Source organism: Cognatundibacterium rivi (genome assembly GCF_018139565.1).
GTDB classification, from domain to species: domain Bacteria; phylum Pseudomonadota; class Gammaproteobacteria; order Burkholderiales; family Burkholderiaceae_D; genus Undibacterium; species Undibacterium rivi.
The window spans coordinates 191,733-217,288 of sequence record NZ_JAGSPK010000005.1; the positions used below are offsets into that span (position 1 = coordinate 191,733).

A 25,556-nucleotide genomic window follows, 5' to 3' on the forward strand; every position below is an offset into this window, starting at 1 on the left:
GCAGGTGCCCGCAGGCACAATTCGCCGCCAGACCAGAATGCGCTAGTTCTTTTGGGGGATATGCGGAATATTATTGGCTTCCGGGCGCATAAGCACAGTATGCAATTCGCGACGATAACGAAACAAGGTCATCAGCATCAGCGCGCCAAATAAACCTTGCGAAGCGGCAAACACCAGGCCAGCAAAAGTTGTCAACGCCGTCGGTGCCAACGGCAACAGCAATAACAACAGCAGCGCGAGTAAGACCAGACGTGCCTGCCATAACAAGCGCTGAGGCGGCAAGATCACCTGCATGGCGGGCACACGCCGCCCGGCAGGCGTTTGTCGTCGCAGGTGCAGAAAAACAAGAAACGGAATAATTTTCCCCATCATCGCATTCACCGGCAACACGGCGCCACCAACCAGCACCAGCACACCTATCCACCAGGGAAATACCTGCACAAGCCACGCTGGCAAGGCTGCAAGAATGCTGTTGGCAGAGTCGCCAGCGTTGTACACCCCAGTCAGTAAAGCTGCTGTCGCCCAACTGATGGCCGACACCAGCCATAACTGCCAGGCCGGATCAAATCTGCGCCGCGCCCGCCAGATGGCACGCAATGCAATACTGGCAAACATCAGCATGAAAACGCAGCCAGTAAGCAAGGCCCACTGCCAGAAAAATACCGGCGTCGCCAACACTAAGGGTATCCACAAAGCTGTGGGAACAACCCGCTGCCAGCGCGCAGAAGGACGCGCACTTTGCCAGAACATGGGAACTGTCGTCGAACCAACGCCCAGCACTAGTGTCGCGATCAGACCAACCAGCCCCCAAGCAACATGCAAATTCAGCCAATGGAGAACATCAACACTCCACCAGCCCGCGAAATTACCTGCCAGCGCAATGCCGATAGCAACCACCATAGCGATGGCGACTCCGGCCCAGCGCAAAGTACGGGTAGTTGCATCCACCACCTGAATACGCCACGCGGTATGCAGCAAAGCGCACACCACCGAGCCATATAATAAAAAAGCAAGGCCCGCGGCCAACTTGAATCCGCAGATATAGCCGTATAAAAATCCGCTGGCCAGACCGGCAGCGATCAGTGCCGAACCTATCGCAACGAATGGAGAAATAAAACGCGCGGCAGCCACGGTTTGCCCGGCCACCACCGGCATCAGTTGAAATAAAGCGCCGATCATGACTGGCATTAACATGCCCAGCACCAGACTATGAGTGACGGCGAGCGTTAGTGGCGCAAACCGGTCCGGCAAACCTGAAGCGGGGCCAAATGCCAGCAATAAGCCAGCAAGCAAGCCCAACCAGGGTGCCGGTAACAGACAACCGAAGATCGTCGCTGGCGATGGCGCCAGCTCATAATTGAGGATATTGACACCGGACAAAACTGATCCTGTCTTTACAGAGAAACAGCCGTCAGGACAGACAGATCAGCCACAGGATCAGCCACAAGAACAGGCGCCGCAACAAGGGCTGCCCATACCCAGTTTATCTTCCAGATCCGGAATACTGCCACCACACATCGGGTACAAAATATTCTCTTCTTTTACATTGTGTTGCTGAATCAGTACGTTCAGCGTATCGATTGCTGCCAACGCAGCTTCAGGTTGATTTGCCTCGATCGCTGCATACGCCTCGTCGCGCAGATTACGTATCTCTGCATGCTCGCTACGCATAACGCTGGTCGGGCCATTCACCATGCCAGTTGCCTGCTCCAGCGCGGGAAAAAGTTTGTTTTCTTCCAGCGTAAAATGTCCGTTCAGCTGTTCGTTAAACAAACGGAAATTGCGTCCGGCTGAAGCCATATCACCTTTATGCAAAGCGGCTTCGCAACGGTTCAGTTGATCATCACATTCCTGATGCTGACGCACCAGTTCTTTCATTGCTTTAGACATGTTCTCACCTTAGTTGTGACAGGAATATGCAAGCACATTCCTTCGTATTTTTTTTGCAATCGCAGCCGGCTGCATGCCGGCCTGCTTTATTGCACCAGAGGGCTATCAGCACCTTGCATATCGATGCCGGAAATCTGTGCGCGCCCCACCAGTAGTTGCAGATACTGGCGCAACGCATGGTCATGACTGGCCTGATGCATCGCGTTCGCAATATCTTTTTCTACCTTATCGAACGGCAGCATCTGTCCTTCGACCTTACGCCCCACCTGTATGATGTGCAGGCCAAAGCGGGTTTCGACCAGCTTAGGAATAATGCGACCAGCTTCGGCCGCAAACAATGCCTGCTCAAACTCCGGCACGGTTGCACCACGAGCTATCTGCCCCAGGCTGCCACCGACTTCACCTGATGGACAATTAGAATTGGCCTTTGCACATTCACCAAACTGGGTCGGATTTTCCAACACATCCTCCAATACCACCGTGGCGTGTTTGCGCAAGGCATCCAGATCCACCCCCGGCGTCACCTGAAACAGGATATGGCTGGCTTCTGCCAACTCACCCACCCGGAAGTGGTCAGGGTGAGCCTGATACTGGCGCATACACTCATCACGTCCAGGTGTGGGCACGCTGACTTCCTGTTGCAACAAGGCGTCGATCAGCGCTTCTTCATCATCATTCTGCAAACCTGACTGCTGCGCCTCTTGCAGCAGAATACGGCGCAGAACCAGTGCCGTCATCGCACTTTTTACCGGGTCGGCAGCATCCTGATGTTCAGGCAACTCCCGCTCCATATCCACATCGGTGAACTCATAACCATTGACTACGACAGGCATGTTAATCTCCAAATCAGCGTGGACGAACCAGCTGCCATGCGCGGCTGATATAGGTTACAGAAGCAAAACCGCTCCAGACATGCACCAGACGGGTGAAAGGGAAAATCACAAACAAGCTCAGTCCCATGAACAAATGCAGCTTGAACAGTAATGGCGCAGCAACGATAAATTCAGCAGCATCCCCCTTGAAAGTCACGATGTGCTGTGCCCATGTCATCAGCAACACCATCATGTGACCATCGCTATGATTCGCTGATTCAAAAATCGTCGATAAGCCCAAGCCCAGCGTGATGAAAATCCACAGCAACAATACTTTGTCACCAGTTTTCGTCACAGCAGAAACCCGTGCGTCAGAGAAACGGCGATGCAACAGTATCAGCAGACCAAGCATGCATAAGGTACCGAAAATACCACCGGCAACCATCGCAATCATCTGTTTAAAACTGTGCGTGATTCCCAGCGTGTCCCAGACAACGACCGGTGTCAGCAAACCAACCAGATGGCCGAAAAACAATCCGAGAATTCCGAGGTGGAACAAAATATTGCCGGTTCTCAGATTGCCTGTATGCAGCATTTGCGACGAGTCGCTTTTCCAGGTGTATTGTTCCCGTTCAAAACGTGCGAGACTACCGAACAGAAAAATAGCCAGCGCGATGTAAGGATAAATCCCGTAAATAAATTGATGTAGATAAGTCATGATGGTATCTCCTCATTGACAAGAAGTAGCGCCGTTCGCTTTGGGCTGCTTAGGATAAAAATTGACCGGATGCGTGCCTGACAGATTCGGTTTCAGCAAAGGTTCAACACCATCGGCACCAGGGCCGAAAGTTTCCATTGCATCATCCATATCCCTTACTGGCGGTTCACCCTGTTCTTGCGGCACGACATCCGTAAACGACGTCAGCATCAAAAATGCATTCGCATAAGGGCTTTCACGACGCTGCAGACGAACACCGATGGCCGCAATCACGTGTATCGCTTCACCCAGAAGTTTTTCAGCCTCTTCATCACTGACCAGACTCAAAAATTCCAGGAACAAAGGAACATAATCCGGTAACTCACTTGCTTCCGGTTCAAATCCATGGCGACGATATTCTTCAATCAGATCCACCATGGCCTGACCACGATCACGGCTCTCACCATGGATATGTTCAAACAGGTGCAGGGCCACTGAAGGGGTCCGGTCAAACGTGCCGACATAGTTTTCCTGCAAAGGGATCAATGCCGTTGTGCTCAGATAATCCAGCAATGGTTCCAGCGATTCCAGGCTGTCCGGGTCATCAGCCAGCGCCAGCCGTATCTCAGGAACCGCCGCCTGCAATTCAGCCTGGGGATAACTCAGGAGCACAGATAAAATACGATAAATTTGCATACAATTTCCTTTAGGGCAGATCAGGTGCGACGCGCGCACCTGAAACGGCTTTTATTCAACGCTGGACATTTTTTTGCGTGATTTCGGCATTTCGACAAAAATCACACTACCCTGCGGCTTCTTGCCGAACAAAGCGCCATCGGAAACACCACCCGAGCAGCCATTACCGAATGTAAATCCGCAACTGCCTTTTTCATTGAAGCTGTCTTCGACCATTTCCTTGTGCGATGAAGGAATCACGAAACGATCTTCGTAGTTCGCAATCGCCATGGTCTGATACATGTCCTCAACCTGCGCTTCGGTTAAACCGACCTGCGCCAACACTGCTGTATCTTTCTGACCGTGCACAACTTCAGAACGTTTAAAGGCACGCATTGCCAGCATACGATCCAGGGCTCTCAAGACAGGCTCTTCTTTACCGGCTGTCAGCAAATTTGCCAGATAACGGACTGGAATACGCAGCGATTTCACATCAGGAATAATGCCGTTCATGCCCATGTGCCCTGCTTCTGCTGCCTTTTGAATCGGTGACAGAGGCGGTACATACCAGACCATAGGCAGCGTGCGGTATTCTGGATGCAGCGGGAAAGCAATCTTCCATTCCATCGCCATTTTGTAGACCGGCGATTTCTGTGCGGATTGAATCCAGCTCTCAGGAATGCCATGCTTACGTGCTTCGGCAATGACTTCCGGATCATGCGGGTTCAGGAAGCAACCGAGTTGCGCCTCGTACAAGTCTTTCTCATCCGGTACTGAAGCGGCTGCTTCTATCTTGTCAGCGTCATACAGCAAGACGCCAAGATAACGAATACGGCCTACGCAAGTTTCGGAACAGACTGTTGGCTGACCTGCTTCGATACGTGGGTAGCAGAATGTGCATTTCTCTGCTTTGCCTGAGCTCCAGTTGTAGTAAATCTTTTTGTAAGGGCAACCGGAGATACACATACGCCAGCCGCGGCACTTGTCCTGATCGACCAGAACGATACCGTCATCTTCCCGTTTGTAGATCGAGCCGGATGGGCAAGATGCTACGCACGCAGGATTCAGACAGTGTTCGCACAGACGTGGCAAGTACATCATGAAGGTTGATTCAAAGGTGCTGTACATTTCTTTTTGTACGCCTTCGAATAACTGATCACGACTACGTGAGCTGAATTCGCCACCTAAGTCGTCTTCCCAGTTCGGGCCCCAGACGATCTTGTCCATCTTTTTGCCAGTGATGACAGAAACAGGACGTGCAGTCGGTGGTGTCTGCGACAGTGGTGCATTTTGCAGGCGCTCATAATCGTAAGTGAACGGCTCGTAGTAATCGTCAATCTGCGGCAGATTCGGATTCGCAAAAATGTTTGCCAGGATGCGCAGTTTGCCACCTTGCTTAGGCTCTAATTTGCCTGCCTCATTCCGATGCCAGCCACCTTTCCACTTGGACTGGTTTTCCCATTCTTTAGGATAGCCAATACCAGGTTTGGTTTCGACGTTATTAAACCAGGCATACTCAACGCCGTCGCGGCTGGTCCAGACATTTTTACAGGTCACGGAACAGGTGTGGCAGCCAATACATTTATCCAGGTTCAGCACCATGCCAACTTGTGCGCGAATTTTCATGATGCAGACTCCTCTTCCAATTTACCCTCTAACCAATCTACTTTTCTCATCTTACGAAGAACCACAAATTCATCGCGGTTACTACCGACCGTGCCGTAGTAATTGAAGCCATATGCCAGTTGCGCATAGCCACCAATCATATGGGTAGGTTTCAAGACCGCACGTGTCACTGAGTTATGAATACCACCGCGCATACCTGACAATTCAGCACCCGGCGTGTTCACGATTTTTTCCTGAGCGTGATACATCAGACACATGCCTTTTGGCACACGCTGACTCACCACGACACGTGCTGTCAACGTACCGTTACTGTTGAATACCTCAACCCAGTCGTTATCCACCAGACCTGCTTCTTTTGCCTCGATCTCAGAGACCCAGACGTGTGGGCCGCCGCGACTCAGGGTCAGCATGCGCAAGTTGTCAGAATAGGTTGAGTGAATGCCCCATTTCTGATGCGGTGTAATCCAGTTCAGCACGATCTCTTTTTCACCGTTCGGATGTTTGTTCAACATCGGCGCAACCGTCTTGGTATCGATCGCTGGTTTGTAGACGCAGAGACCTTCACCAAAATCGAGCATCCAGCGGTGATCCTGGTAGAACTGCTGACGACCGGTCAGTGTGCGCCATGGGATCAATTCATGTACGTTGGTATAACCGGCGTTGTAGCTGACTTCTTCCGATTCCAGACCAGACCAGGTCGGAGCCGAAATAATCTTGCGTGGCTGTGCCTGTACATCTCGGAAACGGATCTTGTCATGTTCACGACCAACCGCCAGATGCGTATGATCGCGGCCAGTGATTTTCGATAAAGCATCCCATGCCTTGACGGAGACATGGCCATTGGTTTCTGGTGCGAATGTCAAAATCATTTCGCAGGCATCAATCGCGGTATCCAGACGTGGACGTCCTTTCGATACGCCCTCTTCGGTCACCACCTTGGTGATGCCCCCGATTTCATGCACTTCGTGTTCGGTGTTCCAGTTAATCCCTTTACCACCATTGCCGAGTTTGTCTAACAAAGGCCCGATCGAAGTGAACTTTTTGTAGATTTCTTTGTAGTTACGTTCCACCACAACGAAGCTAGGTGCAGTCTTACCAGGAATCAGATCGCACTCGCCTTTTTTCCAGTCTTTTGGTTCAAACGCCTGACCGAGTTCGCCCGGTGTATCGTGCATCAAAGGTTGCAAGACGATGTCTTTGCGTGTGCCCAGATAGTCACCACCGATTTCAGTGAATTTTTTAGCGATACCTTTGTAAATTTCCCAGTCGGTTTTACTTTCCCACAAAGGTTGCACGGCTTCACTCAACGGATGAATGAAAGGATGCATATCAGAGGTATTCAGATCGTCTTTTTCATACCATGTCGCTGTTGGCAACACGATGTCGCCGTACAGACAGGTCGTGCTCATGCGGAAATCCAGCACAGTCAGCAAATCCAGCTTGCCTTCGGCGGCTTTTTCACGATACTTAACCTCAGATGGCTTGACCGCTTCATCAGGATCATCAAACAGCGCATTCTGTGTCCCAAGTAAATACTTCAGGAAATACTCATGGCCTTTGCCTGAACTACCGAGAATATTCGAGCGCCAGACAAACATATTGCGCGGGAAGTTTTTAGGATTATCCGGATCATCGCAACTCATGTTCACGTGACCAGATTTCAGACTTTGTTTCAGGTATTCTGCTGGCTCCAGACCTGCAGCCACGGCCGCGTCACATACGTCCAACGGATTGGTTTCTAACTGAGGAACCGATGGCAGCCAACCGAGACGTTCTGACTTCGCATTCATATCGATCATGCTCATGTGGCTGACTTTGGATTTGTCTGCCGTTGGCGCAAGAATCTCATCGATATGCAATTTCTCATGACGCCACTGACTGGTGTGCGCATAGAAGAAACTGGTGCCATTCATCTGACGTGGTGGACGTGTCCAGTCAGACGCAAATGCTAACGGTGCCCAACCAAATTGTGGACGGAGTTTTTCCTGACCCACATAATGCGCCCAACCACCGCCGGATTGACCGACGCAACCACACATCATCAGCATATTGATGATGCCGCGATAAATCATATCGTTGTGGTACCAGTGATTCAAAGCTGCACCAACGATGACCATGCTCTTACCATGTGTTTCGTGGGCGTTTTGTGCGAATTCACGTGCGACCTGAATGACCAGTTCACGTTTAACGCTGGTGTGTTTTTCCTGCCATGCTGGCGTGTAAGGTACGTCGTCATCGTAAGAATGAGCAACCGCGCCGCCCAGACCCTGATCTACACCGTAGTTAGCCATCGAGAGGTCATACACAGTGGCGACTAAGATTTCTGTACCGTCAGCTAAGGTCACTTTGCGTGCTGGCACATTGCGCAAGACCATGTCATTCGCATCGGCACCACCGAAGTAGTTAAAGCCTACGCTCACGACTTCGTCATGCTTGGCGACTAAGCTCAATTGCGGATCGATCTCACGACCGGAACCACCATCTTTTGGCTCCAGATTCCAGCGACCGACTTTTTCACCGTTATTGACTTTACCTTCGCCCCAGCGATAACCAATAGAACCGTTTGGTGCAACGATATCGCCAGTTTTCTCATCAATCGCCAGTGTCTTCCAATCGCCATTGTTTTCTTCGTTCAAACCACCTGGCAATTGTGATGCTCGCAGCATCTGATCTGGTACGAAACTACCATTGCGCTCAACCAGACGTACCAACATAGGCATGTCGGTATATTGTTTGACATAGCTGCGGAAATAATCAGACTTGCCGCCAAGGTGGAATTCTTTCAGAATCACGTGGCCCATCGCCATTGCCAACGCGGCATCCGTACCCTGCTTAGGTGCCATCCAGATGTCACCGAATTTCACCATCTCACCGAAGTCAGAAGAGACAGCAACGGTCTTGGTACCTTTGTAACGCACTTCAGTATAGAAGTGGGCATCCGGTGTCCGTGTTTGCGGTACGTTAGAACCCCAGACCATCAGGTAAGTGGAGTTGTACCAGTCAGCAGATTCTGGCACGTCGGTTTGTTCGCCCCAGATTTGCGGACTTGCTGGCGGCAAATCGCAATACCAATCGTAGAAAGACAAGCATGCACCACCAATCAAAGACAGGTAGCGCGCGCCAGCGGCGTAAGACACCATCGACATCGCAGGAATCGGAGAAAAACCGACGACGCGATCAGGGCCGAATTTTTTGACAGTGAACGCATTCGCTGCCGCGATGATTTCCTGTGCGGTATCCCAGTCAGCGCGCACAAAGCCGCCAAGACCGCGAACCGATTTATAACGTTGCGCCTTGACCGGATCCTGACTGATCGATTCCCATGCCTGCACTGGCCCCATGGTCTTGCGCGCTTCTTGCCACATTTCCATCAGACGACCACGGATCATCGGATATTTAACACGTTGGGCAGAATAGACATACCAGCTGTACGAAGCACCGCGAGGGCAACCGCGTGGCTCATGATTCGGTAAATCAGGACGGGTACGCGGATAGTCTGTCTGCTGGGTTTCCCAGGTAATCAAGCCATTCTTGACATACACCTTCCAGGAACAGGAACCCGTACAGTTCACACCATGGGTGGAACGCACAATCTTGTCGTGCTGCCAACGGCTGCGGTAAGCGTTTTCCCACTTACGATCCTCTTCAACTACAGCACCATGACCATCGGAGAAGGTGGACTTCACCCGCGACATGAACTTCAATCTATCCAGAAAATGACTCATCGTAACTCTCCATATCAGGTGGGCGATGTACCCACAAGTTTCTTTACTTGCACACTGAGAGTGTAGAGAGTCGGCGTCAGCACGCCCATTCTTCGGTGCGGTGTGTCAGCTCAAGCATTGGCACTAGGCTGACTACTCCTTTAGAACTAGTCGCTTTTCAGGAAAAATGATTTGTATCAACAGCACGAAAAAGACATCCGGCTTCGCCAATAAAAAAGCCTCTGATCGCTATCAGAGGCTTAATTTTCAGGCTAATACCTGAGCAAAAGACGACAACTGCATCAACATGGCATCTCTGCGCCCTTACGTGAGTAGTACCACCAGGTTACCGCCATACATGTGACGTAGAATCCGATGAAGACATACAAAGCCATATCAGGCGCACCCGTCATCTTGATCGAAGTACCAAAACCCTGAGGAATAAAGAAGCCGCCATACGCACCGATCGCACCGGAAAACCCCAGTACAGCAGCAGATTCCTTGGCCGCATCCAGACGCGCCTGCTTCAGCAGCGCTTCGCCCTTACCGGCAACCGCACGCTCTCTCTCAGTCTGAAAAATGATAGGAATCATGCAGAACGTCGAGCCGTTGCCGAGTCCGGTCAGAATAAACATCAGAATAAACGAACCCAGAAACATCATGAACTGATGTGAATGCAAGGCTGGCAGAATACCAGTTGCAATCGTCAGTGCCATTGCCGCAAACACCCAGAACGTCAGACGGGCACCACCGATTTTATCTGAAATCATACCGCCGACAGGACGTGCCAACGCACCAGCCAAGGGTCCGAGGAACGCGAACTTAGCAACATCAATTTCAGGAAACTGCGCTTTGATCAGCATCGCAAAACCTGCAGAAAAGCCGATAAACGAACCGAACGTACCAATGTAGAGAAAACACATCAGCCAGTTATGTTTGCGCTTGAAAATCACCGCCTGATCTGCAAATGAAGCTTTCGCAGAAGCAATATCATTCATCCCAAACCAGGCAGCGATCGTCGCGGCAATAATCAGGGGAACCCAGACGAATCCGGCATTTCCCAGCCAATACATTTTATCGACGCCTGTTTTGGCATTGTGGAATAAAAATCCGTCACCAGAGATAGCAACGCCAAACATCGCGGACGAAATCACCAGCGGGGTCAGAAATTGCACCACAGACACGCCCAGATTACCGATACCCGCATTCATACCGGTCGCATAACCTTTGCGTGATTTAGGGAAAAAGAAACTGATATTCGCCATACTGGAACTGAAATTACCGCCACCCAATCCGCACAACAAAGCCAATACCAGCAGTGTTGAATAATTGGTGGTCGGATCTTGCAACGCAAAACCCATACCGATGGCGGGAATCAGCAGACTTGCAGTTGAAATCGCAGTCCATTTGCGGCCACCAAACACCGGCACCAGGAATGAATAGAATATCCGCAAAGTCGCACCGGATAAGGCTGGCAGCGCGGTCAGAAAGAATAACTGATCTTTCGTGAATTTAAATCCGGCCTTATCCAGATTCGCCGCCACCACGCTCCATAACATCCAGACCGAGAATGCCAGCATCAGACTAGGAATCGAAATCCATAGATTCCGGTTGGCAATCGCACTACCTTCTTTTTGCCAGAACTCCGGATTTTCCGGTTCCCAGCGTTTTAAAACATGGCTCATTATCTGCTCCTGATTTTCCAAAAAACGTTCATTACATTGAGGTGTATTCGCACCGGAATTTATGCAGGTAACGATGCCTGTGCCGCCAGCATGCCTTCACGGCGGAACTGGAAGTGCATCCAAACCAGAGAAACACAGACGGTGCCGTACAACAGCATGAAACACGAGCTGCGAATACCGGTCACATCAACGATCGCGCCAAACATGATCGGCAAAATAAATCCACCCAGACCACCGGCCAGACCAACCACACCGGATACCGCGCCGATGTTGCTGCTGTAATCATCCGAAATAAACTTGAATACCGATGCTTTACCTACCGCCATCGCAATACCGACAACAAATAAAATCATGGTGAACAGCACTGGGGTCAGACCAATATGGAATGTCTGCATGCCATTGATTGTTTTGATCGTGAAATCAGTTTGTGGGTAGGACAGCAAAAAGAATGCAACCCAGCAAACCCACATCACCCACCAGGTGACTTTGTAAGCGCCGTATTTATCTGAAAGCCAGCCACCGAAAGCGCGCAACACGCCGCCAGGTAAAGAGAAACAGGCGGCGAGCAAAGCGGCACTCTTGATATCAAAGCCGTATTCGGTGACGTAATATTTGACCATCCACAAACTCAGGCCGACGTAGCCGCCGAACACCACTGAGTAATACTGGCAATAACGCCAGACTTTGGGATCTTTCAGCATTTTGAGCTGCGCCATAAAGCTGACACTCGATTTCACGTTATGACTGGGATTTGTGGCGGAAAAAACCCAGAATATCAACGCCGCGGCCAACATCATGCCTGCGTAGACTTTTGGAACCAGAGTCCAGCCAGCTGCCGCAATCAGCACAGGAGCAATAAATTTATTGACGGCAGCACCCGAATTACCGGCGCCGAAAATGCCCATTGCCAAACCTTGGCGCTCTTTTTTAAACCAGCGCGCAACGTACGGTGTACCGACTGAAAATGAACCACCAGCCAGACCAACAAACAAACCCAGTACAAGAAAATGCCAGTAAGCCGTTGCGTAACTGATCAGGTAAATCGGAATGACTGTCGACAACATCAGGAGGAACAACACGATACGACCACCGAAACGATCAGTCCAGATACCCAACGGCACCCGTATCAATGAACCAGTCAGAACTGGCATGGCAGTCAATAAGCCAAATTCGGTCTCATTTAAATGCAAGGCCGTTTTGATCGGAATACCGATCACACCAAACATCATCCAGATCGTAAAACACACAGTAAATGCCAAAGTACTGGAAGCCAGTACTGAATAGGCTTTGCCTTCATTCGCCATGACAGCTCCTTTTGCTTTTTTAGGTGATATAAGCTTAAGGAGTGTGGGGTTATTTAGAAATTCCCCTGACGGTAGTCAATCTGACTGCAAAAGGATGGGGTCACTGGCTGAAAGAACTAGACCGGACTAGGTCGTTTCGTCATTTTCGATGCGCAAGAATCATAGGAAACGATCCGCCGCGGTTTACGACAGAAACCGAGGCGTCAAAGTGATGCCTCTGTGTAACGTCGCAGCGGATTTGTCACCGATTTGCAAAATAATTGTCTCGAACAAATAACGCTATTTGCGAGATAATTGTCACTAAAACGTTAAAGGCTAGATCCCTAGCCGTAAGCCACCGCACAATTTTGCGCATGTTTGCACGTAACTTTGAATATTACAAAACGCTAAATACCAGATACTCAGAATTATTTAACACTGCTATTGATGAGGCCTCAGACCTCAATCACCTGCACCGTTAAATTCGGTGCCTGTCCTTCAATCACGCCATCACGGATAAATACCTTTTGTCCGACTACGCCATTACCACGTACCGTTAAATACGCGCCGCCAGGCAACTGAACGACGCACTTTCCAGTTTCGACACTAACAACTGTTCCGACAAAAAGCGGGTAATCCGGTATCAGGTCTTTGAATACCTTAAATAAGTTAGCCATGAGTAAGTACCTCTATCGTTTGCCGAACCTTGGCATCATTACCTGACGCATTGATGGACACGCCTTTAACGATTCCCATCACCGAATGTGAGTCGACGTAGCGGACAAAGCTACCTGGTTCAATAATTCCTGTTTCTGCCAGAACAGGTAGGCTTAACGAGTAGAGTGTGTTCCGTCCGGTTTCGGCCAACGTAACAATTCCTCGCTGTCTTGCGGCAATTGGGCTGGTAATCAAAGCATCTGTGATCATCGGTGCTAACTTATCACCGGCTGTACCTTGGCGTTTAACGTAGCCCAGAATGCCGGCGCTGTTCGATCCACTGACATAGACAGAGTTATAAACAGGGTTATCTATCCAACTGATTGCTTCTTTAGCCACAACGGCAGATGGCAGTTCAATGTCGGGCGTCGTTCCGCCCCAGTTCCAGGGTGCACTCGGATACTTAGCGCGAACTCTCAATATTTGAGCGACAGGATCCGGCTGAATGAATGCTCCTGCGGCAGCGGCTATTTCATTAACAGCGGACATATACGTACCATAGTGGCTCCAAGCACCGGCGGGAACTACCCAATCGTAAATACGCCAGTCAACTTCCCAACCCAGTGATATGCCATTGAGTTTTAACGCATCATTCATGAGTTGCTGCGCGGTTCTATCCGTACTATTGGCAAATGTTAAAGTCGGACTATATTTTTCCGACAGCTGCGCTGATATCCCACGGCCAGACACGGAAATCGTTGCTTGGCCAAACTGCCTGTCACTTTGAATATCCTCTGCAATCAATCGATAATACTGACCATTGACCATAGCTTCCAAAATGACTGTGTCGCCGTCTACACCTGGCTCAATTAAGGAAATAGCGGATCGTGGCAACGATGCAGAAAACGACCATGTCCAGCTATCCCAGTCGATTTTGAGCTGCAAAGAGGTGGCAGGCAAGATATGATTGCCGTCGACGCGGCGCAGCTGTACGTTGTTTAACACGATATAAGTTCTCCTGACAGGAACAACAATCATTGAACCAGGGGTGACATAGGTATTACCAAAGACCAGATTACTACTTGTTGTTACAGGTTCTGCAAATACTAGATTAGCATCGCCTACATAAACGATAGGTGGTTTAACACCCGGCACATAACTGATGCCAATCGGCGGAACTATTGCCGTCTGAAATCGTTCAGTTTCGCGCACTCGGTATGCAGTTCCTGAACTGAATTTGTCAGATGTAGTTAAACGCATGGGTAGAGCTGACCGCCAGTGGCTTGGGACGGTCAACCGCTGACGTTGGCGATCTGCGAACTGAATATGTCCCATCATTTGCACGGGCCTAGCGTTGCTGAATGCAGACTTGTTTGTCGCTGCGTTTTTGTCCAAGTCACGAAAACGACTTTGTATGCGTGTACATAACGGGACGGCGTTCATCCATGTCATCGTAGCAGCACGACGCAATCGGTTTAGTTGGCGAATATCGTGCTTTGCACCAAATCGAAAACTCGTTGCGAGTGACCATTCGGTAGTTGCTCCGGATGATGCATGCCGTAGAGGCTTAACAATTGAACTATGGACTACTGCCAAAGTGGTTGCTGTGTTAAATTTTGTCTGCAATCGACTTACCAATGGCCTTGCTGTATCTGAATCATACACACCAGTTGCTACGATATTTAACGCTGGGAACGAAGACTGAAGTTCTATTTCAAGCAATGACCCGACATGTGCATCCAGCGTCAATGCCGGAAAACTACCATCGATTACAGCAGTCACATCCTGGACAACTACGATAATGGCCTGACCAGCAAACAGCAAATTACCATCAGTTGCCGCATTGTCGTTAAACAGCAAATTTCCATCATTGACAATCGTCGGACTGATTTTTACAGATACATCATCAACAAAGAGCAAATCGCCACTGGTTGACGATACCTCTGTAAATAGCAATTCAGACTGGTTCATGCTTAACTCAGGATAGCTGACAACAATACTGCTTTACCGCCCTTGTACAGCGTTGTACTCAACAACTTCAAATCACCTGTCCCAGCGTTGTCGCTGACGGTTAGATCAAATGCGACATCTCCCATACCAGTCACGACACGCGCCCAGGAGGCTATGCCGGAGTTGGAAACCAGGGCAATTGTCGATGCAGCGAGTATTAACGTTCCATTACTTACGATACCAGATGGCTTATCCAGTTTAATTTCGACCAGCATCGTCGATGTAATTACTCCAGTTATCGGCGGCGTGCCATCGTAGATCCTGATCCGGGCGTTTGCAGTTCCTGAATCCAGGTGTGTCAGCGATCCATAATGCCGAGCTTCCTGATGTGATTGAGATATCCTCATAAGACATCCGCCGTTAAATTGTCAGCGATGACAGCCTTAAACTGGTGGTTATAGTCGTAGGCGATAACGGTGTATTTTATTGCTGAACTGATGTTATTGAATGTATATGCTCCTGTGACTGGATCGCTCCATGTTTCACGCACAATCCTGCCATCGATGTCGCGTAATAATCGTACACGGCGATGGACTGCATAGTCAGGTGTTCCCTTAACTTTAGTCGTCCCAGTGATTTTTCCATTTCCACCGAAATATAAATCGTTTTCTGAGCGAATAGCATTCACGATTTTGGCGTTAGGAACAGGCTTCTCGATATCAATGTCCGGCGCGGGTGTAAAGTCGCCGGTGTATCGCGCCATCGTCGAGATACGAATATTATCGATATAACCAATAAATCCAAGACCATTGGCACTCCCGATAGCCGTAATGCTTGCAGCATTAGGTTGACTGAATGGTACCCCTATCAATGTGCCATTCACATACAGCGATATGGCACCAGATAACCGGACCATTGCAATATGGAACCACTGGTTGAGCGGTAGTGTCACATCAAAGTTATATTCACTAAAAAAATACAGCATCACTTTTTGGCCTTTGACATAAATTCCAAAATTGGATGGTAGCCCGATAGCGATGACAGCATAGCTGGATGGGTATGCCGTCATGTATGCCCATGTTTCGACTGTGAAGTCCGCAGGTAATGACACGCCCGTCGTTGACGTTAATGCGTCATTTCCACCATTCAGTTTTAAACTGGCAGTTCCTGTTTTATTTAACGTTGTTGATACAGCTGCAGTACCGATTAACGTTGAAAATAAATTACTGGCCGCAGTCCCATAGTTGATTGGCACTGAGTTATCAATACCGTTAAATGGCAACATGACTGGCGTTGAATAATAAAATGCGTCTGACATGTTATCTCCACGGTCCAGTGATCTCTATAAACACAACGCCTGCCGTGTTGTAAGTCGTGTTGTAATGGGGGATCGCTTTCGCAATACGTCCTGCCAGATTTCCGACCGTCGGTACTTTATCCAGATGGGAGAACGCAGCTCCGCCAGCGTTTTGCGGAACCGCATACATACCAGGGTATATTCCCCTGAATGATTTATTAGCGACTTCGCACAAATTGAAATTCGTCATATACAGCCCGTTATCAACTGCATTCGGAAACGGCACACCATCAGTCACATTGCCCGAATAGAAACTGGTCAATGCAGTAGTTAGCGTCTGAAATGAACGCAACAATTGCTGGGATGTTCCCAGACCAGTGTATGAACGTGCCGCATATACCGCTGCAGGACTGGGGTCTGAATAAAAATTATTGGATAGCGCCGGAATATTCCCAGACGATGCATCAGAAGCTGAACCGCTGATTACACTAGAAAATGCATCCCCTGATTTTGCTGCGACCAAATCACCAAACGTCGACAATTCGCTATGCGTCAACATATTACCGATGGGATAGCGATTAAAAATAATCGTTTTACTATCAGCGAACAAACTCCATATCCGTGGTGCGCTATCCGCAGTGCTACTTTTTGTCCAATATAAGCCTCCTGCCTGCTGTGTCTCAGTTGGAAACTTATTTGTGCCGGTGTTCACATCTGTCATGACTTCATAGCCGACGACACGAGCGAATTTTGCATTCGTATCATCGACTCGTAAAATCATCCCGGTGGCTTCGACATTCGCAGATTTAAATGCAGCGAGATTCACGTCGCTAAATATCTTTGACCAGCCAGCCGGTGCTAACTTCATGCTGATGCTGCCTGTCGCAGATTGGTCGGCCAGACCAGATGTTTTAAAGCTGATCGAATTCGCTGTGATCGCTGTAACTTTCTGCTCACCATTTAACGCTGCTGGTGATGCACCATCGATAATGACGACTACATCGACTTCAGCACTGTGTGGGCTGCTAAAATTGATGGTGGCCACATTAGCTGTAATCGTCAGTGAGTCCGCAGACTTCAGACCAAAACCGTCAACGAGACAGGCTTGTAATAGGATGAGCATAGAACCTGCCGTGCCATTCAACGGTGGAGCACTCAGCATCCCGGAGTGAAAAAACTTAACACTTGTATCAACAACTGATGCCATAAAAGCCTCTCATTAATTAGTTTGGGTTATCGATATCGCCGCGAACGAGCAACGTGAACTGATCGCTAGCAACGCTAGCCGCACCCTGCAAAATTGTCCGCACTACCCAGACTGGCGGCGAAGCTCCGATGGTGTTAAATCGTAATACGTTACCAACTTCCCATCCCAGTCCCCAGCCTAGCGCTTTGAGCGTGAAGTAAGGCACTCCACCAGAAGGATTCAGAGGAGAACAGTCAGCATTGATACTACCGGTGGCGATGATGCCGACGTGCTCACCGATGACATTGAATGTGCTTGATGATTGAAATACGACTGCCCATCGTTCTGTCAGCGCGCCTTTATTTGTTACGAGAATTGGGGCTAAAACATTGTTGTATGTCGCAACGGCATCACTACCTATTGGAGAATCAGACCAGACGTTAGTCCATGTCCCCTGGTCAAAAGTAATCGATACTCGCGCGCGCAAGTCGCCTAGAACAAGCGCACTGGACACCGTTGTTCCTGACACCGGATAGTCATGTGTCAATGGGCGTGTCAGTGCGATGGTGCCATCGATATTGACTGATCGTATTAGCGCCATATCTTCAACGCGGTTCTCTATTGAAATTGGTTGTTCATAGCCGGAAACATCGCTAAATGTAACCGTACCTGCCTCTAGGTCAGCCGTTAAACCAGTCGTGATCAGCACATTGTTTTTATCCGTGACTTTGACGCGAGATAGACGCACACGACCGGCGTTGTACACCTGGCCGTTGCTGACGATCACAGGCCCACTGGTGTGCGTATGCCCGACTACAGCGAAACTACCGGCTCTGAAAATAGGCACACGACCGTCTGATGGCAGACGTACAGGATTGAGGCCAAGAATGTTCTGATCCAGCGGCAGATAGGAATAGCCGACCGCGTTGTACCGGAATGAATCGGCCTTTGCGAATTTGGCGGCAACATACTTTAAGCCAGCAATACCGAGATAGCTAAGATCGATAACGCCCGGCAGGGTTGCTGATGTATCTGGCACTTTTACACCAAATCGCAGTGTCGCAACGCCGGTGGTATAGCGGACTGTTCCATAAATGCCGAGTGCGTCGTTGATGATATTGCCATCAGCGTTTGGTGTGACACTGAATGTCGTATCATCCTGCAGTGTACCGTTCAGTGTAAAGCCACCGTTGAACAATGGTGCGATAGCTGTTCTGAACGTGATCGCATCCACCAGCGACGATGTTCCCACAGTTCTGACACCGAGGATATTAGAAACGACTGGCGATGTGTTTGCATCCCACGTGGTCAATACCATGCCGTAACGCTTACCGACGATACCCATCGTGCCGCAAGTTGTCCCCACGCCGGTTGACGGTGAAATGTCTTTAACTATGGTGGCATCGGCTTTGACCATGTGACGCTTGCCATTGAGTATGAACCCATCCGGCACATAGTCAGATTGCAGAAACAGTTTATTAAATGGGAAAGTGATGGTCGCTGCAGATCCAGTACTTCCGGAATAACTATATTTCGCAACGCAAATATCGCTTGTCGTCCACCAGGGGGTTTTGAAATTATTAAAATTCTCGGGATTTGCCACGATAGCTATTGGTACACTAACTGTCTTATAACCTAATGGGGTATATGTTGTTACCGAACTTGTTCCATCAGTGGACTGAATATCACCAATCTTAGTGGGTGCTATTGATAAACCCAGTATTTCATACCCCGTCGTGATTTTGCTCAGCGTAACGATACCCGTTGAGTAATTGATAGAACCGACGGTGACGAATGCCGTACTATTGATGGAGGGAGTACGAATATGACCATTTCCGTCGTCAGTCAATATTGCACCTGTTTTATACCCATGCATCGCTGAGTCACCAATGTATACATCCAGATCACCAACCATACAATACACTGCCAGCATCAGCGTGGCTGGCGTTACTGCGCCTGGCAGTGCGATAGTCCAGTAGTCACCGCCGTCCGTCATCCCAGCAACATCACCCTGTACTGCGACAGTTTCCGTATTGGACAAAGTGATTACGGTGTCTGCTGGCGGCAAGATATTCGGAGAAAACTCTACCCGTCCAGTTGCATAGTCAACTTGTCCAGCGGCGTCCCCCGTCAGCTTTCCATCAAGATCCACCGACGATTTATTGACGCCACCGACAGCCCACGTCAAATGAACTGTACCCGGCTTCATTGCCGTGGCGAGTTCAACCACGCGAGAAAACCGTTTTTCTGTTGCCATCGCCCCTGTTGGCACCAGTTCGGCAATGCTGGTATCCCCATTACTCACCCACTGCACAATCAACTCACTGCCAACATCGGGCAGTACACCCAATGTCGCTGCAACACTACCTGTCGCATAATTCACCTGGCCAGCACCGACAGAACTATCGAAACCACGTAACGCGCCGGTACCATCATCAGTCAACACATACCAGTGATCCAGCGCCCGGTAGCTGACGGACACCGACCCTGCAGCGGGTACGGCATCAATCGACATGACGTAATTCAGGCGTTGACCAGCTTTTGTAACGGGAATACCAACCGACATCGTTACTTTTTCAGTCGATGACGCTGGTGTGTAGGTGTAGTTGATCTGTGTTGCGCCAGTACCGAATACATCACTCGACAGCGATAAAATACCGTTGTCGTAATCGACAGTACCCATCGACACAGTGCCGTTTTTTAACGTCCCGCCTGCATCTTTTAATGTGACCGGGCCCTGTGTGACCCGCAATGAACCTGGTAGGATTTTCCCACCGATATAAAGCTGATTGGCTGATGAAAAAACAGTAGTACGGGTTTCTGTGATATCAGATCCGGACTGTGCCAATGTTGTTTTACGTTGATTCATGCGTGAATCAACAATCGGCACTTCGATTTTTGCGCTAGGTACTAACTGTGTGAAAATAGTTGATGCATTAATGACAGAGTCACCAACGCTCACTGCACTGGTTAATAACGCTGTTCCATAGTATCTGGCAGCATCAGCGACAATCGTAGAATAGATCTTTGTTGCCGTTAAATATGCCGTTTTGTCTGGCCCTCTGCGGCTTGCTTCAAAACCGATGTAATCACTTGTCAGCGCATCGCTGATTGTCATCAGCACTTCCGCTTTTTTATAAACACCCTCTGAATCTGCGAATGTACGAATACGTGAAGTAACGTCAGTCACACGTACAAACTGTTCATATGTGTTGGTGCTACCTTCGCGCATCGTCAAACAGAATGTATCTCCAACAACAGGTAGAGGCGTATCAACGTCTTGCAATACCGTGATGGTCTGCTGGCCACCGATATGATCGCCAAAAAGGTATCCCGCCAACGCCTGAGCTTTTGATAAATACGATTCAATCCTACTTTTGGCACTTGTACGAGTATCGAACATATCCCCGGTTGAAAACAAACTCACCGATATACGTGGATCTGCCGGTGGTTCTGCGACAATGATATTTGCGCCAAAAAAACCATCCGTGTTGTCAGTCCTGACAGATGGGAAAATTTTACGCATGCTGACGCGGCCACCGGCTCTGTCCAGCTCTGAAATATCTGCAAATATGCCGTTACTTGTTCCGTCATGAATCACGACTGCCGTTGGCGAACCGCCACCCTCTGAAACATCATCCATAACTTGCGATGCAAGTAACGCTATATCACCTGAAAGAATTGTCATATTAAATTTCCATCATCTTTAAATTCACTACCCACCAACTATCCATGTCATAGCTCGCCATTTCCGTTACCGGCGTTGCCTCTAATGCAGGCGGCTCATCGTGTCGAAAAACGACGTTAAATACCCGTTCATCATCTAATGTCAGTCGCAATTGCAATCCCGGAATTGCTGCCCATGTATGCAACTTTTCAACGGTTGCTCTGGTAATCCATGCCATCTCGGCGCTGGGCGGTTGTAACGTGATTGGCCGTCCTGCTTGGCGTACTGCGTTATCAATAATCAGCGCACCTGTTAAGCTGTACTCTTTGCTTGATGAGACTGGCGACCAGGAGTGTTCATCTATCCATCGCATGTCGTGCGACAGCGTTAAACTTTCATTGGCCGTTAAATTTTTCAGGATCATGATGCAACCCCTTTGGCTTTTTTCAGTAAATCCAGAAACGCTTGCTCGTTCCCAGCCTCTGTCGTCATCGGAATATGCTTACCGTTACCGTCCGTGAAGTTGACTTGAATTGTTTTAGTCGGGGTGGTCGATCCTTTCGCAACCATCTGCTCTGATATCCTGGGCGAAATACTTGTGCTGCTGATTTGCTGAATCAACTGCCGGGATAAATCAGAAACAGAAGGGGCGCGGCGATATTGATCTGCCTCTTTTGCTGTCAGGACTTTTTCGTCTTCATGCAGCTCCGCGACATAACCGTCATATGGGACACGATCTAACCCTGTTTTATGTGACCCGATGATTTTCATGCCAAAGCCATAGCGAGTACCGCCACCGAAGCCACCAGTACCACCACTGCCATCATTGAGACCACCACCTTGCATCTTGTCTAATAACACTCTGGCGCGGTTATATGCACGCATGATTGAATCGGCACCAGCGTTGGAAAAAACACCGGAATTCATCTGGTACATCTGCAAGTTGGCAGAGGCTGCTTCATACGCTGTTTGTGCGCGTTTCAGGTTTTCCGCATTGACGGGGATATTGACGCCGTGGTCAGAGTCCCAAAGCAAGGTGGCAATATCGTTATCTGTTACGCCTGCAGTGTGATTAATTGCGTCATTTTTGCTTTGTTGAGCCTGCGTCTCACTTGTAATCCGGTTATTCCGTTGTGATACCGATTCGTACGGCTCAACATCTCTGACACCATCGACACCACCTGTTTCGCGCCCATTTCCTCCGACAGTCGTTACTCCCTTCGATACACCTTGTGCGGAATCTAATCTGTCTTGCGCTGCACGAACTCCCTGCAGAGCTTGCTCTGTTCGCTTCGCTTGGGCAGCAAATTCAGCCGCTGCTGCAGCAGCCCTCTTTTGTTCTTCAGTCATACCAGCAAACTTTTTTGTCAGTTCGTCTGCTGATTTATTCGCATCGTTCAATGATGTAACTAATGGTTTAATTGCATCTGATGCCGTACGTGCGCCGTTTGAAACATCACCTGTATTTTTTGCCAGATCCTTGGCCTGCTCAGAAGCGACTTTCACGGTATCGACAACCAGCTTTTGCTGAACTACTTGCTCTTCGACACTGAGTGTTATTTTTTGTTGTTCTGATAGCGCTTGACGCGCCCAGTTGACTGAGTTCTCTGATTCTCTAACTTGGTCAGCCAGTGCTTGCGCTTTTTGCTTTGCCTCTTCAGCGCCTTCTTTGCCAATTTGCAATTCCAACTCTTTTTCAGCATTCAACTTTTGCTGCAACGAAATCAGCAACTTATGCGATGCGATGGCGACATCGTATGTCGCCTTGGCTTCCCTAGCTTTTTCAGTAGCTAAGTCTTTATTGAGCTGTGCCAGCTTCAATTCTTCTTTTGCTAATGCTGTCCCTTCTTTCGCGTAACTTATCTGCTTTACCATCACATCCAGTGAGGCTCTGCCTAAATCTGCTTGCGCTTTGATCATATCCAGGTGGGAACGTGCAAGATCGACTTCTGACCTGGCGATCTCTGCTGCCCGTTTTGCCAAGCGCGACAGCGCCGCCTCAGCGCCATTGGCTTTTTCTTCTATTTCACGCAATGCGCGTGACATTGCATCGCCAGAGATCACGCCAGCTTTTCCCAGGCGCTGCACTTCCGCGATCAGGTCTGCATAGTCTTTATCTGTCTTTGCGACTTTTAAGGATTTCTCAAACAGCTCATCAAATTTGATGCCTGCTTCGATCAGCGCAGGCTTAATGTCACCGGTGACTTTTTTAACGTCTCCCAGCGAATCACCGATCTGCTTGAGTTCGGCTAGTGTCTTGGCGGCATCAATGCCTTTTGAAAATGCATCGCTCATGACTGATGCCGTCGTTTTCGTGCTGCTGCCCAGGGCAATGACGCTGGCTTTTGCAACGTCAAATTCTTTATTTAAGGGTGCAAGGCGATCCTGACCAGCCAGCTCGACTAGTTTCAAACCTGCATCATTGATTGCCTTGGTAAAGTTGGCAGCATCATCACTGGCCAGCCGCTGTAATTTGGCTTGCAGTTGCCCCAGTTGCGCTGTACTGAGTTGGCCAGCGGCCTGCATATCCTTTAACTTGCCATTGAGAATTTCAGATTGATCAGCGAAGTCTTTGGTATAGGAGCCGTTTTTTCTGACGGCTTCGGCCATTTTTAACACTTCTGCTTCGGCTTTACTGAAGTCAGTCACTTGCTTTAACTGTTGTGTGTACAGCTCTGCTTCACGTAAGGATTTTCTGTATTTACCAACAGCACTTTCGCCACGGGCGAATTGATCCACCGTCGTGTCTGCGAAGCCGATCATATTTTTACCAGTCTCTTGCAGACTATCGCCCACGCCCTGGATCGTTTTACCCCAATCTTTATTGATGTAGGAAACCATCTTGCCGAACGCAGAAATGATTTTCCCAACGATATCGATAGCAGCGCCGCCAAGACCGAAGATCGTCGCTGTGATAATGTCGATGCCATCTTTTAATCCGGCCAGCACTAACGCAACCGTGCCGATCAGCAATTTGATTGTTTGGCCAAGCACTGTAAATTTGTTACCGGCTTCATCGGTGTAATGACCGAGCGTTAAAATCTCAGTGGCCACGTTGATGATGTAACCAAGTAAATCCAGAAACCCTTTACCCAGCGCAGACAGAGTGGGGTAAATTTCACCAATCATGCTTAGCACTGTATTAAGTGCATTCCCCATAGATGAGCCAAACGTCGTCACACCCTCAGCAAATAAACGTGACGCTGCACCAGATCGGTCAATGCCCTGAGCTGTTGTATCGGCCACTTTCAGGAAGTTGGTGGCTGAATCAACTAATGCTCCATACGCAGGAAGTAGTTTTGAGCCGATATCGTTAGCCAACTCTTCTTGGTAACGCTTCAATGACTGAACTTTTTTACCGACGGAATCCATTGAGGCTTCATACGCGCCATTCAACTTCTCGGCTTGTCGCAATGATTCATCCATCACTGCTTGCGCTTTTTGCTTCTGTGTCAGTTGGTCAACCGTTTTACCGATTGAAATAGCGAATTGCTGTTCTGCGGCCTCAACATTGACCGTTAAACCCATGTACCGCAGGCCGACTGTATCGAGTTGCGATATGTTGGTGATCAGTCGTGTCAATGTCGCTGATGAGTTTTCACCGGTAACCACAGCCAGATCCTGTGCAGCCCGTGCCAGTTTGGCCACCTGAGATACCTGACCTTCAGCAGTCGGCCCGATCTCTAACCCAGCCTGGATCATTTGGGTAATGGATTCGCGGGTGCCCTGGGTCGTAATGCCTAAGCCTTTGACCTCTTTTTCGTATTTCCCTATCTCTTCTGCGCCGTAGCCTGCGTTTTTGGCGACAACGTTCATTGTGATGCCGAGTGTCTCGGTGCGGGCGGCATACTCTGCGGACTCTTTCAATCCATAAGCGACAGCCAGCGCTGTAAATGCTCCGATCAATGCGCCGACGTTATCCTTCACAAAACTCAATCCAGTCGATACTGCAGCTGCCTGCGGCCCCATGAGGCCGAGCGCTTTATTGAGTACGTCGCCACTTCCGGCCGCATCCGTGTTCTTTTCAGCGATACCGCGCAACTCGGCATTGAGTCCGGCTAATTTCGTCCTGGTGGCATCGGTGACGGATTGCTGCTCTTTTGCAGATAATGTCCCTGCATTCGTCAGTTGCTGATGTGCTGCCGTGACCTTGGCAATTTCCGCCCGAACCTCTGCGAATGAGCGAACACCTATCGTTTTATAGGCATCGGCTTCAGTTCGCAGCTCGGTGAATCCGGCTTTGCCAGCTGACGCACTTTTGCCTGCCGCCTGCGCAGATTCCCCGACCTGACCAAGCTCTTTAGCGAGAGCGGTGACGTTTTCCAGCCCTTCAACAAAGCTCTTGATCTTGAGTTCAAGTACAGATGGCATTTAATCTTCCAGATTGTTCAAGACTTGTTTAACACCGTCTTCTGTACCGCGATTGG

At 49.3% G+C, this 25,556-nt stretch carries 17 protein-coding genes; all 17 read right to left on the bottom strand.

What is annotated here, in order from left to right:
* Window positions 1-42 precede the first annotated feature (42 nt).
* The 17 genes from KDM87_RS14270 to KDM87_RS14350 all read right to left on the bottom strand — a co-directional run bounded on the left by KDM87_RS14270 (window position 43) and on the right by KDM87_RS14350 (window position 25,500).
* Entirely contained in the window at window positions 43-1,380 is a 1,338-nt protein-coding gene (locus tag KDM87_RS14270) for a hypothetical protein (protein ID WP_212679700.1), read from the bottom strand.
* A gap of 57 nt (window positions 1,381-1,437) precedes the next feature.
* Window positions 1,438-1,890, bottom strand: coding sequence for a hemerythrin domain-containing protein (locus KDM87_RS14275; protein WP_212679701.1), 453 nt, complete (start codon window positions 1,888-1,890; stop codon window positions 1,438-1,440).
* An 86-nt stretch (window positions 1,891-1,976) separates the two neighbouring features.
* On the bottom strand, window positions 1,977-2,723 hold the full coding sequence (locus tag KDM87_RS14280; protein WP_212679702.1) for a peptidylprolyl isomerase: 747 nt from the start codon (window positions 2,721-2,723) through the stop codon (window positions 1,977-1,979).
* Window positions 2,724-2,736: 13 nt separating this feature from the next.
* Complete coding sequence (gene narI / locus KDM87_RS14285; RefSeq protein WP_212679703.1) at window positions 2,737-3,420, bottom strand: respiratory nitrate reductase subunit gamma; 684 nt, start codon at window positions 3,418-3,420, stop codon at window positions 2,737-2,739.
* 12 nt (window positions 3,421-3,432) lie between these two features.
* Window positions 3,433-4,095: a nitrate reductase molybdenum cofactor assembly chaperone gene (gene narJ / locus KDM87_RS14290; protein ID WP_212679704.1), complete on the bottom strand. Its 663-nt coding sequence runs from the start codon at window positions 4,093-4,095 to the stop codon at window positions 3,433-3,435.
* 51 nt (window positions 4,096-4,146) lie between these two features.
* On the bottom strand, window positions 4,147-5,700 hold the full coding sequence (gene narH, locus KDM87_RS14295) for a nitrate reductase subunit beta (RefSeq protein WP_212679705.1): 1,554 nt from the start codon (window positions 5,698-5,700) through the stop codon (window positions 4,147-4,149).
* Window positions 5,697-9,425 (bottom strand): nitrate reductase subunit alpha, encoded by a 3,729-nt coding sequence (locus KDM87_RS14300; protein ID WP_212679706.1) that lies wholly within the window; start codon window positions 9,423-9,425, stop codon window positions 5,697-5,699. Before KDM87_RS14300 ends, narH begins: the two co-directional genes overlap by 4 nt.
* 281 nt (window positions 9,426-9,706) lie before the next feature.
* On the bottom strand, window positions 9,707-11,089 hold the full coding sequence (locus tag KDM87_RS14305) for a NarK family nitrate/nitrite MFS transporter (protein ID WP_212679707.1): 1,383 nt from the start codon (window positions 11,087-11,089) through the stop codon (window positions 9,707-9,709).
* Between the two features lie 59 nt (window positions 11,090-11,148).
* Window positions 11,149-12,393 carry an MFS transporter gene (locus KDM87_RS14310; protein WP_186898211.1) on the bottom strand — a complete coding sequence of 415 codons (1,245 nt, stop codon included), beginning with the start codon at window positions 12,391-12,393 and terminating at the stop codon, window positions 11,149-11,151.
* A 434-nt stretch (window positions 12,394-12,827) separates the two neighbouring features.
* Window positions 12,828-13,049, bottom strand: a complete 222-nt coding sequence (locus tag KDM87_RS14315; protein ID WP_212679708.1) for a hypothetical protein — start codon at window positions 13,047-13,049, stop codon at window positions 12,828-12,830.
* Window positions 13,042-15,000, bottom strand: a complete 1,959-nt coding sequence (locus tag KDM87_RS14320; protein ID WP_212679709.1) for a hypothetical protein — start codon at window positions 14,998-15,000, stop codon at window positions 13,042-13,044. The genes KDM87_RS14315 and KDM87_RS14320 overlap by 8 nt, the downstream gene beginning before the upstream one ends.
* Before the next feature lie 2 nt (window positions 15,001-15,002).
* Window positions 15,003-15,386 carry a hypothetical protein gene (locus KDM87_RS14325; RefSeq protein ID WP_212679710.1) on the bottom strand — a complete coding sequence of 128 codons (384 nt, stop codon included), beginning with the start codon at window positions 15,384-15,386 and terminating at the stop codon, window positions 15,003-15,005.
* Window positions 15,383-16,297, bottom strand: a complete 915-nt coding sequence (locus tag KDM87_RS14330; protein ID WP_212679711.1) for a LamG domain-containing protein — start codon at window positions 16,295-16,297, stop codon at window positions 15,383-15,385. Before KDM87_RS14330 ends, KDM87_RS14325 begins: the two co-directional genes overlap by 4 nt.
* 1 nt (window position 16,298) lies before the next feature.
* Complete coding sequence (locus KDM87_RS14335; RefSeq protein WP_212679712.1) at window positions 16,299-17,483, bottom strand: hypothetical protein; 1,185 nt, start codon at window positions 17,481-17,483, stop codon at window positions 16,299-16,301.
* A 16-nt stretch (window positions 17,484-17,499) separates the two neighbouring features.
* A complete protein-coding gene (locus KDM87_RS14340; RefSeq protein ID WP_212679713.1) occupies window positions 17,500-21,150 on the bottom strand; it encodes a hypothetical protein in 3,651 nt (1,216 codons plus the stop codon).
* A 1-nt stretch (window position 21,151) separates the two neighbouring features.
* On the bottom strand, window positions 21,152-21,553 hold the full coding sequence (locus KDM87_RS14345) for a hypothetical protein (protein ID WP_212679714.1): 402 nt from the start codon (window positions 21,551-21,553) through the stop codon (window positions 21,152-21,154).
* Window positions 21,550-25,500, bottom strand: a complete 3,951-nt coding sequence (locus KDM87_RS14350; protein WP_212679715.1) for a hypothetical protein — start codon at window positions 25,498-25,500, stop codon at window positions 21,550-21,552. The genes KDM87_RS14345 and KDM87_RS14350 overlap by 4 nt, the downstream gene beginning before the upstream one ends.
* Window positions 25,501-25,556 lie beyond the last annotated feature (56 nt).

Bases quoted from the DNA above. Each gene is read 5' to 3' on its own strand.
- KDM87_RS14275 (WP_212679701.1), bottom strand. From the start codon at position 1,890: ATGTCTAAAGCAATGAAAGAACTGGTGCGTCAGCATCAGGAATGTGAT.
- KDM87_RS14280 (WP_212679702.1), bottom strand. From the start codon at position 2,723: ATGCCTGTCGTAGTCAATGGTTATGAGTTCACCGATGTGGATATGGAG.
- narI (WP_212679703.1), bottom strand. From the start codon at position 3,420: ATGACTTATCTACATCAATTTATTTACGGGATTTATCCTTACATCGCG.
- narJ (WP_212679704.1), bottom strand. From the start codon at position 4,095: ATGCAAATTTATCGTATTTTATCTGTGCTCCTGAGTTATCCCCAGGCT.
- narH (WP_212679705.1), bottom strand. From the start codon at position 5,700: ATGAAAATTCGCGCACAAGTTGGCATGGTGCTGAACCTGGATAAATGT.
- KDM87_RS14300 (WP_212679706.1), bottom strand. From the start codon at position 9,425: ATGAGTCATTTTCTGGATAGATTGAAGTTCATGTCGCGGGTGAAGTCC.
- KDM87_RS14305 (WP_212679707.1), bottom strand. From the start codon at position 11,089: ATGAGCCATGTTTTAAAACGCTGGGAACCGGAAAATCCGGAGTTCTGG.
- KDM87_RS14310 (WP_186898211.1), bottom strand. From the start codon at position 12,393: ATGGCGAATGAAGGCAAAGCCTATTCAGTACTGGCTTCCAGTACTTTG.
- KDM87_RS14315 (WP_212679708.1), bottom strand. From the start codon at position 13,049: ATGGCTAACTTATTTAAGGTATTCAAAGACCTGATACCGGATTACCCG.
- KDM87_RS14320 (WP_212679709.1), bottom strand. From the start codon at position 15,000: ATGAACCAGTCTGAATTGCTATTTACAGAGGTATCGTCAACCAGTGGC.
- KDM87_RS14325 (WP_212679710.1), bottom strand. From the start codon at position 15,386: ATGAGGATATCTCAATCACATCAGGAAGCTCGGCATTATGGATCGCTG.
- KDM87_RS14330 (WP_212679711.1), bottom strand. From the start codon at position 16,297: ATGTCAGACGCATTTTATTATTCAACGCCAGTCATGTTGCCATTTAAC.
- KDM87_RS14335 (WP_212679712.1), bottom strand. From the start codon at position 17,483: ATGGCATCAGTTGTTGATACAAGTGTTAAGTTTTTTCACTCCGGGATG.
- KDM87_RS14340 (WP_212679713.1), bottom strand. From the start codon at position 21,150: ATGACAATTCTTTCAGGTGATATAGCGTTACTTGCATCGCAAGTTATG.
- KDM87_RS14345 (WP_212679714.1), bottom strand. From the start codon at position 21,553: ATGATCCTGAAAAATTTAACGGCCAATGAAAGTTTAACGCTGTCGCAC.
- KDM87_RS14350 (WP_212679715.1), bottom strand. From the start codon at position 25,500: ATGCCATCTGTACTTGAACTCAAGATCAAGAGCTTTGTTGAAGGGCTG.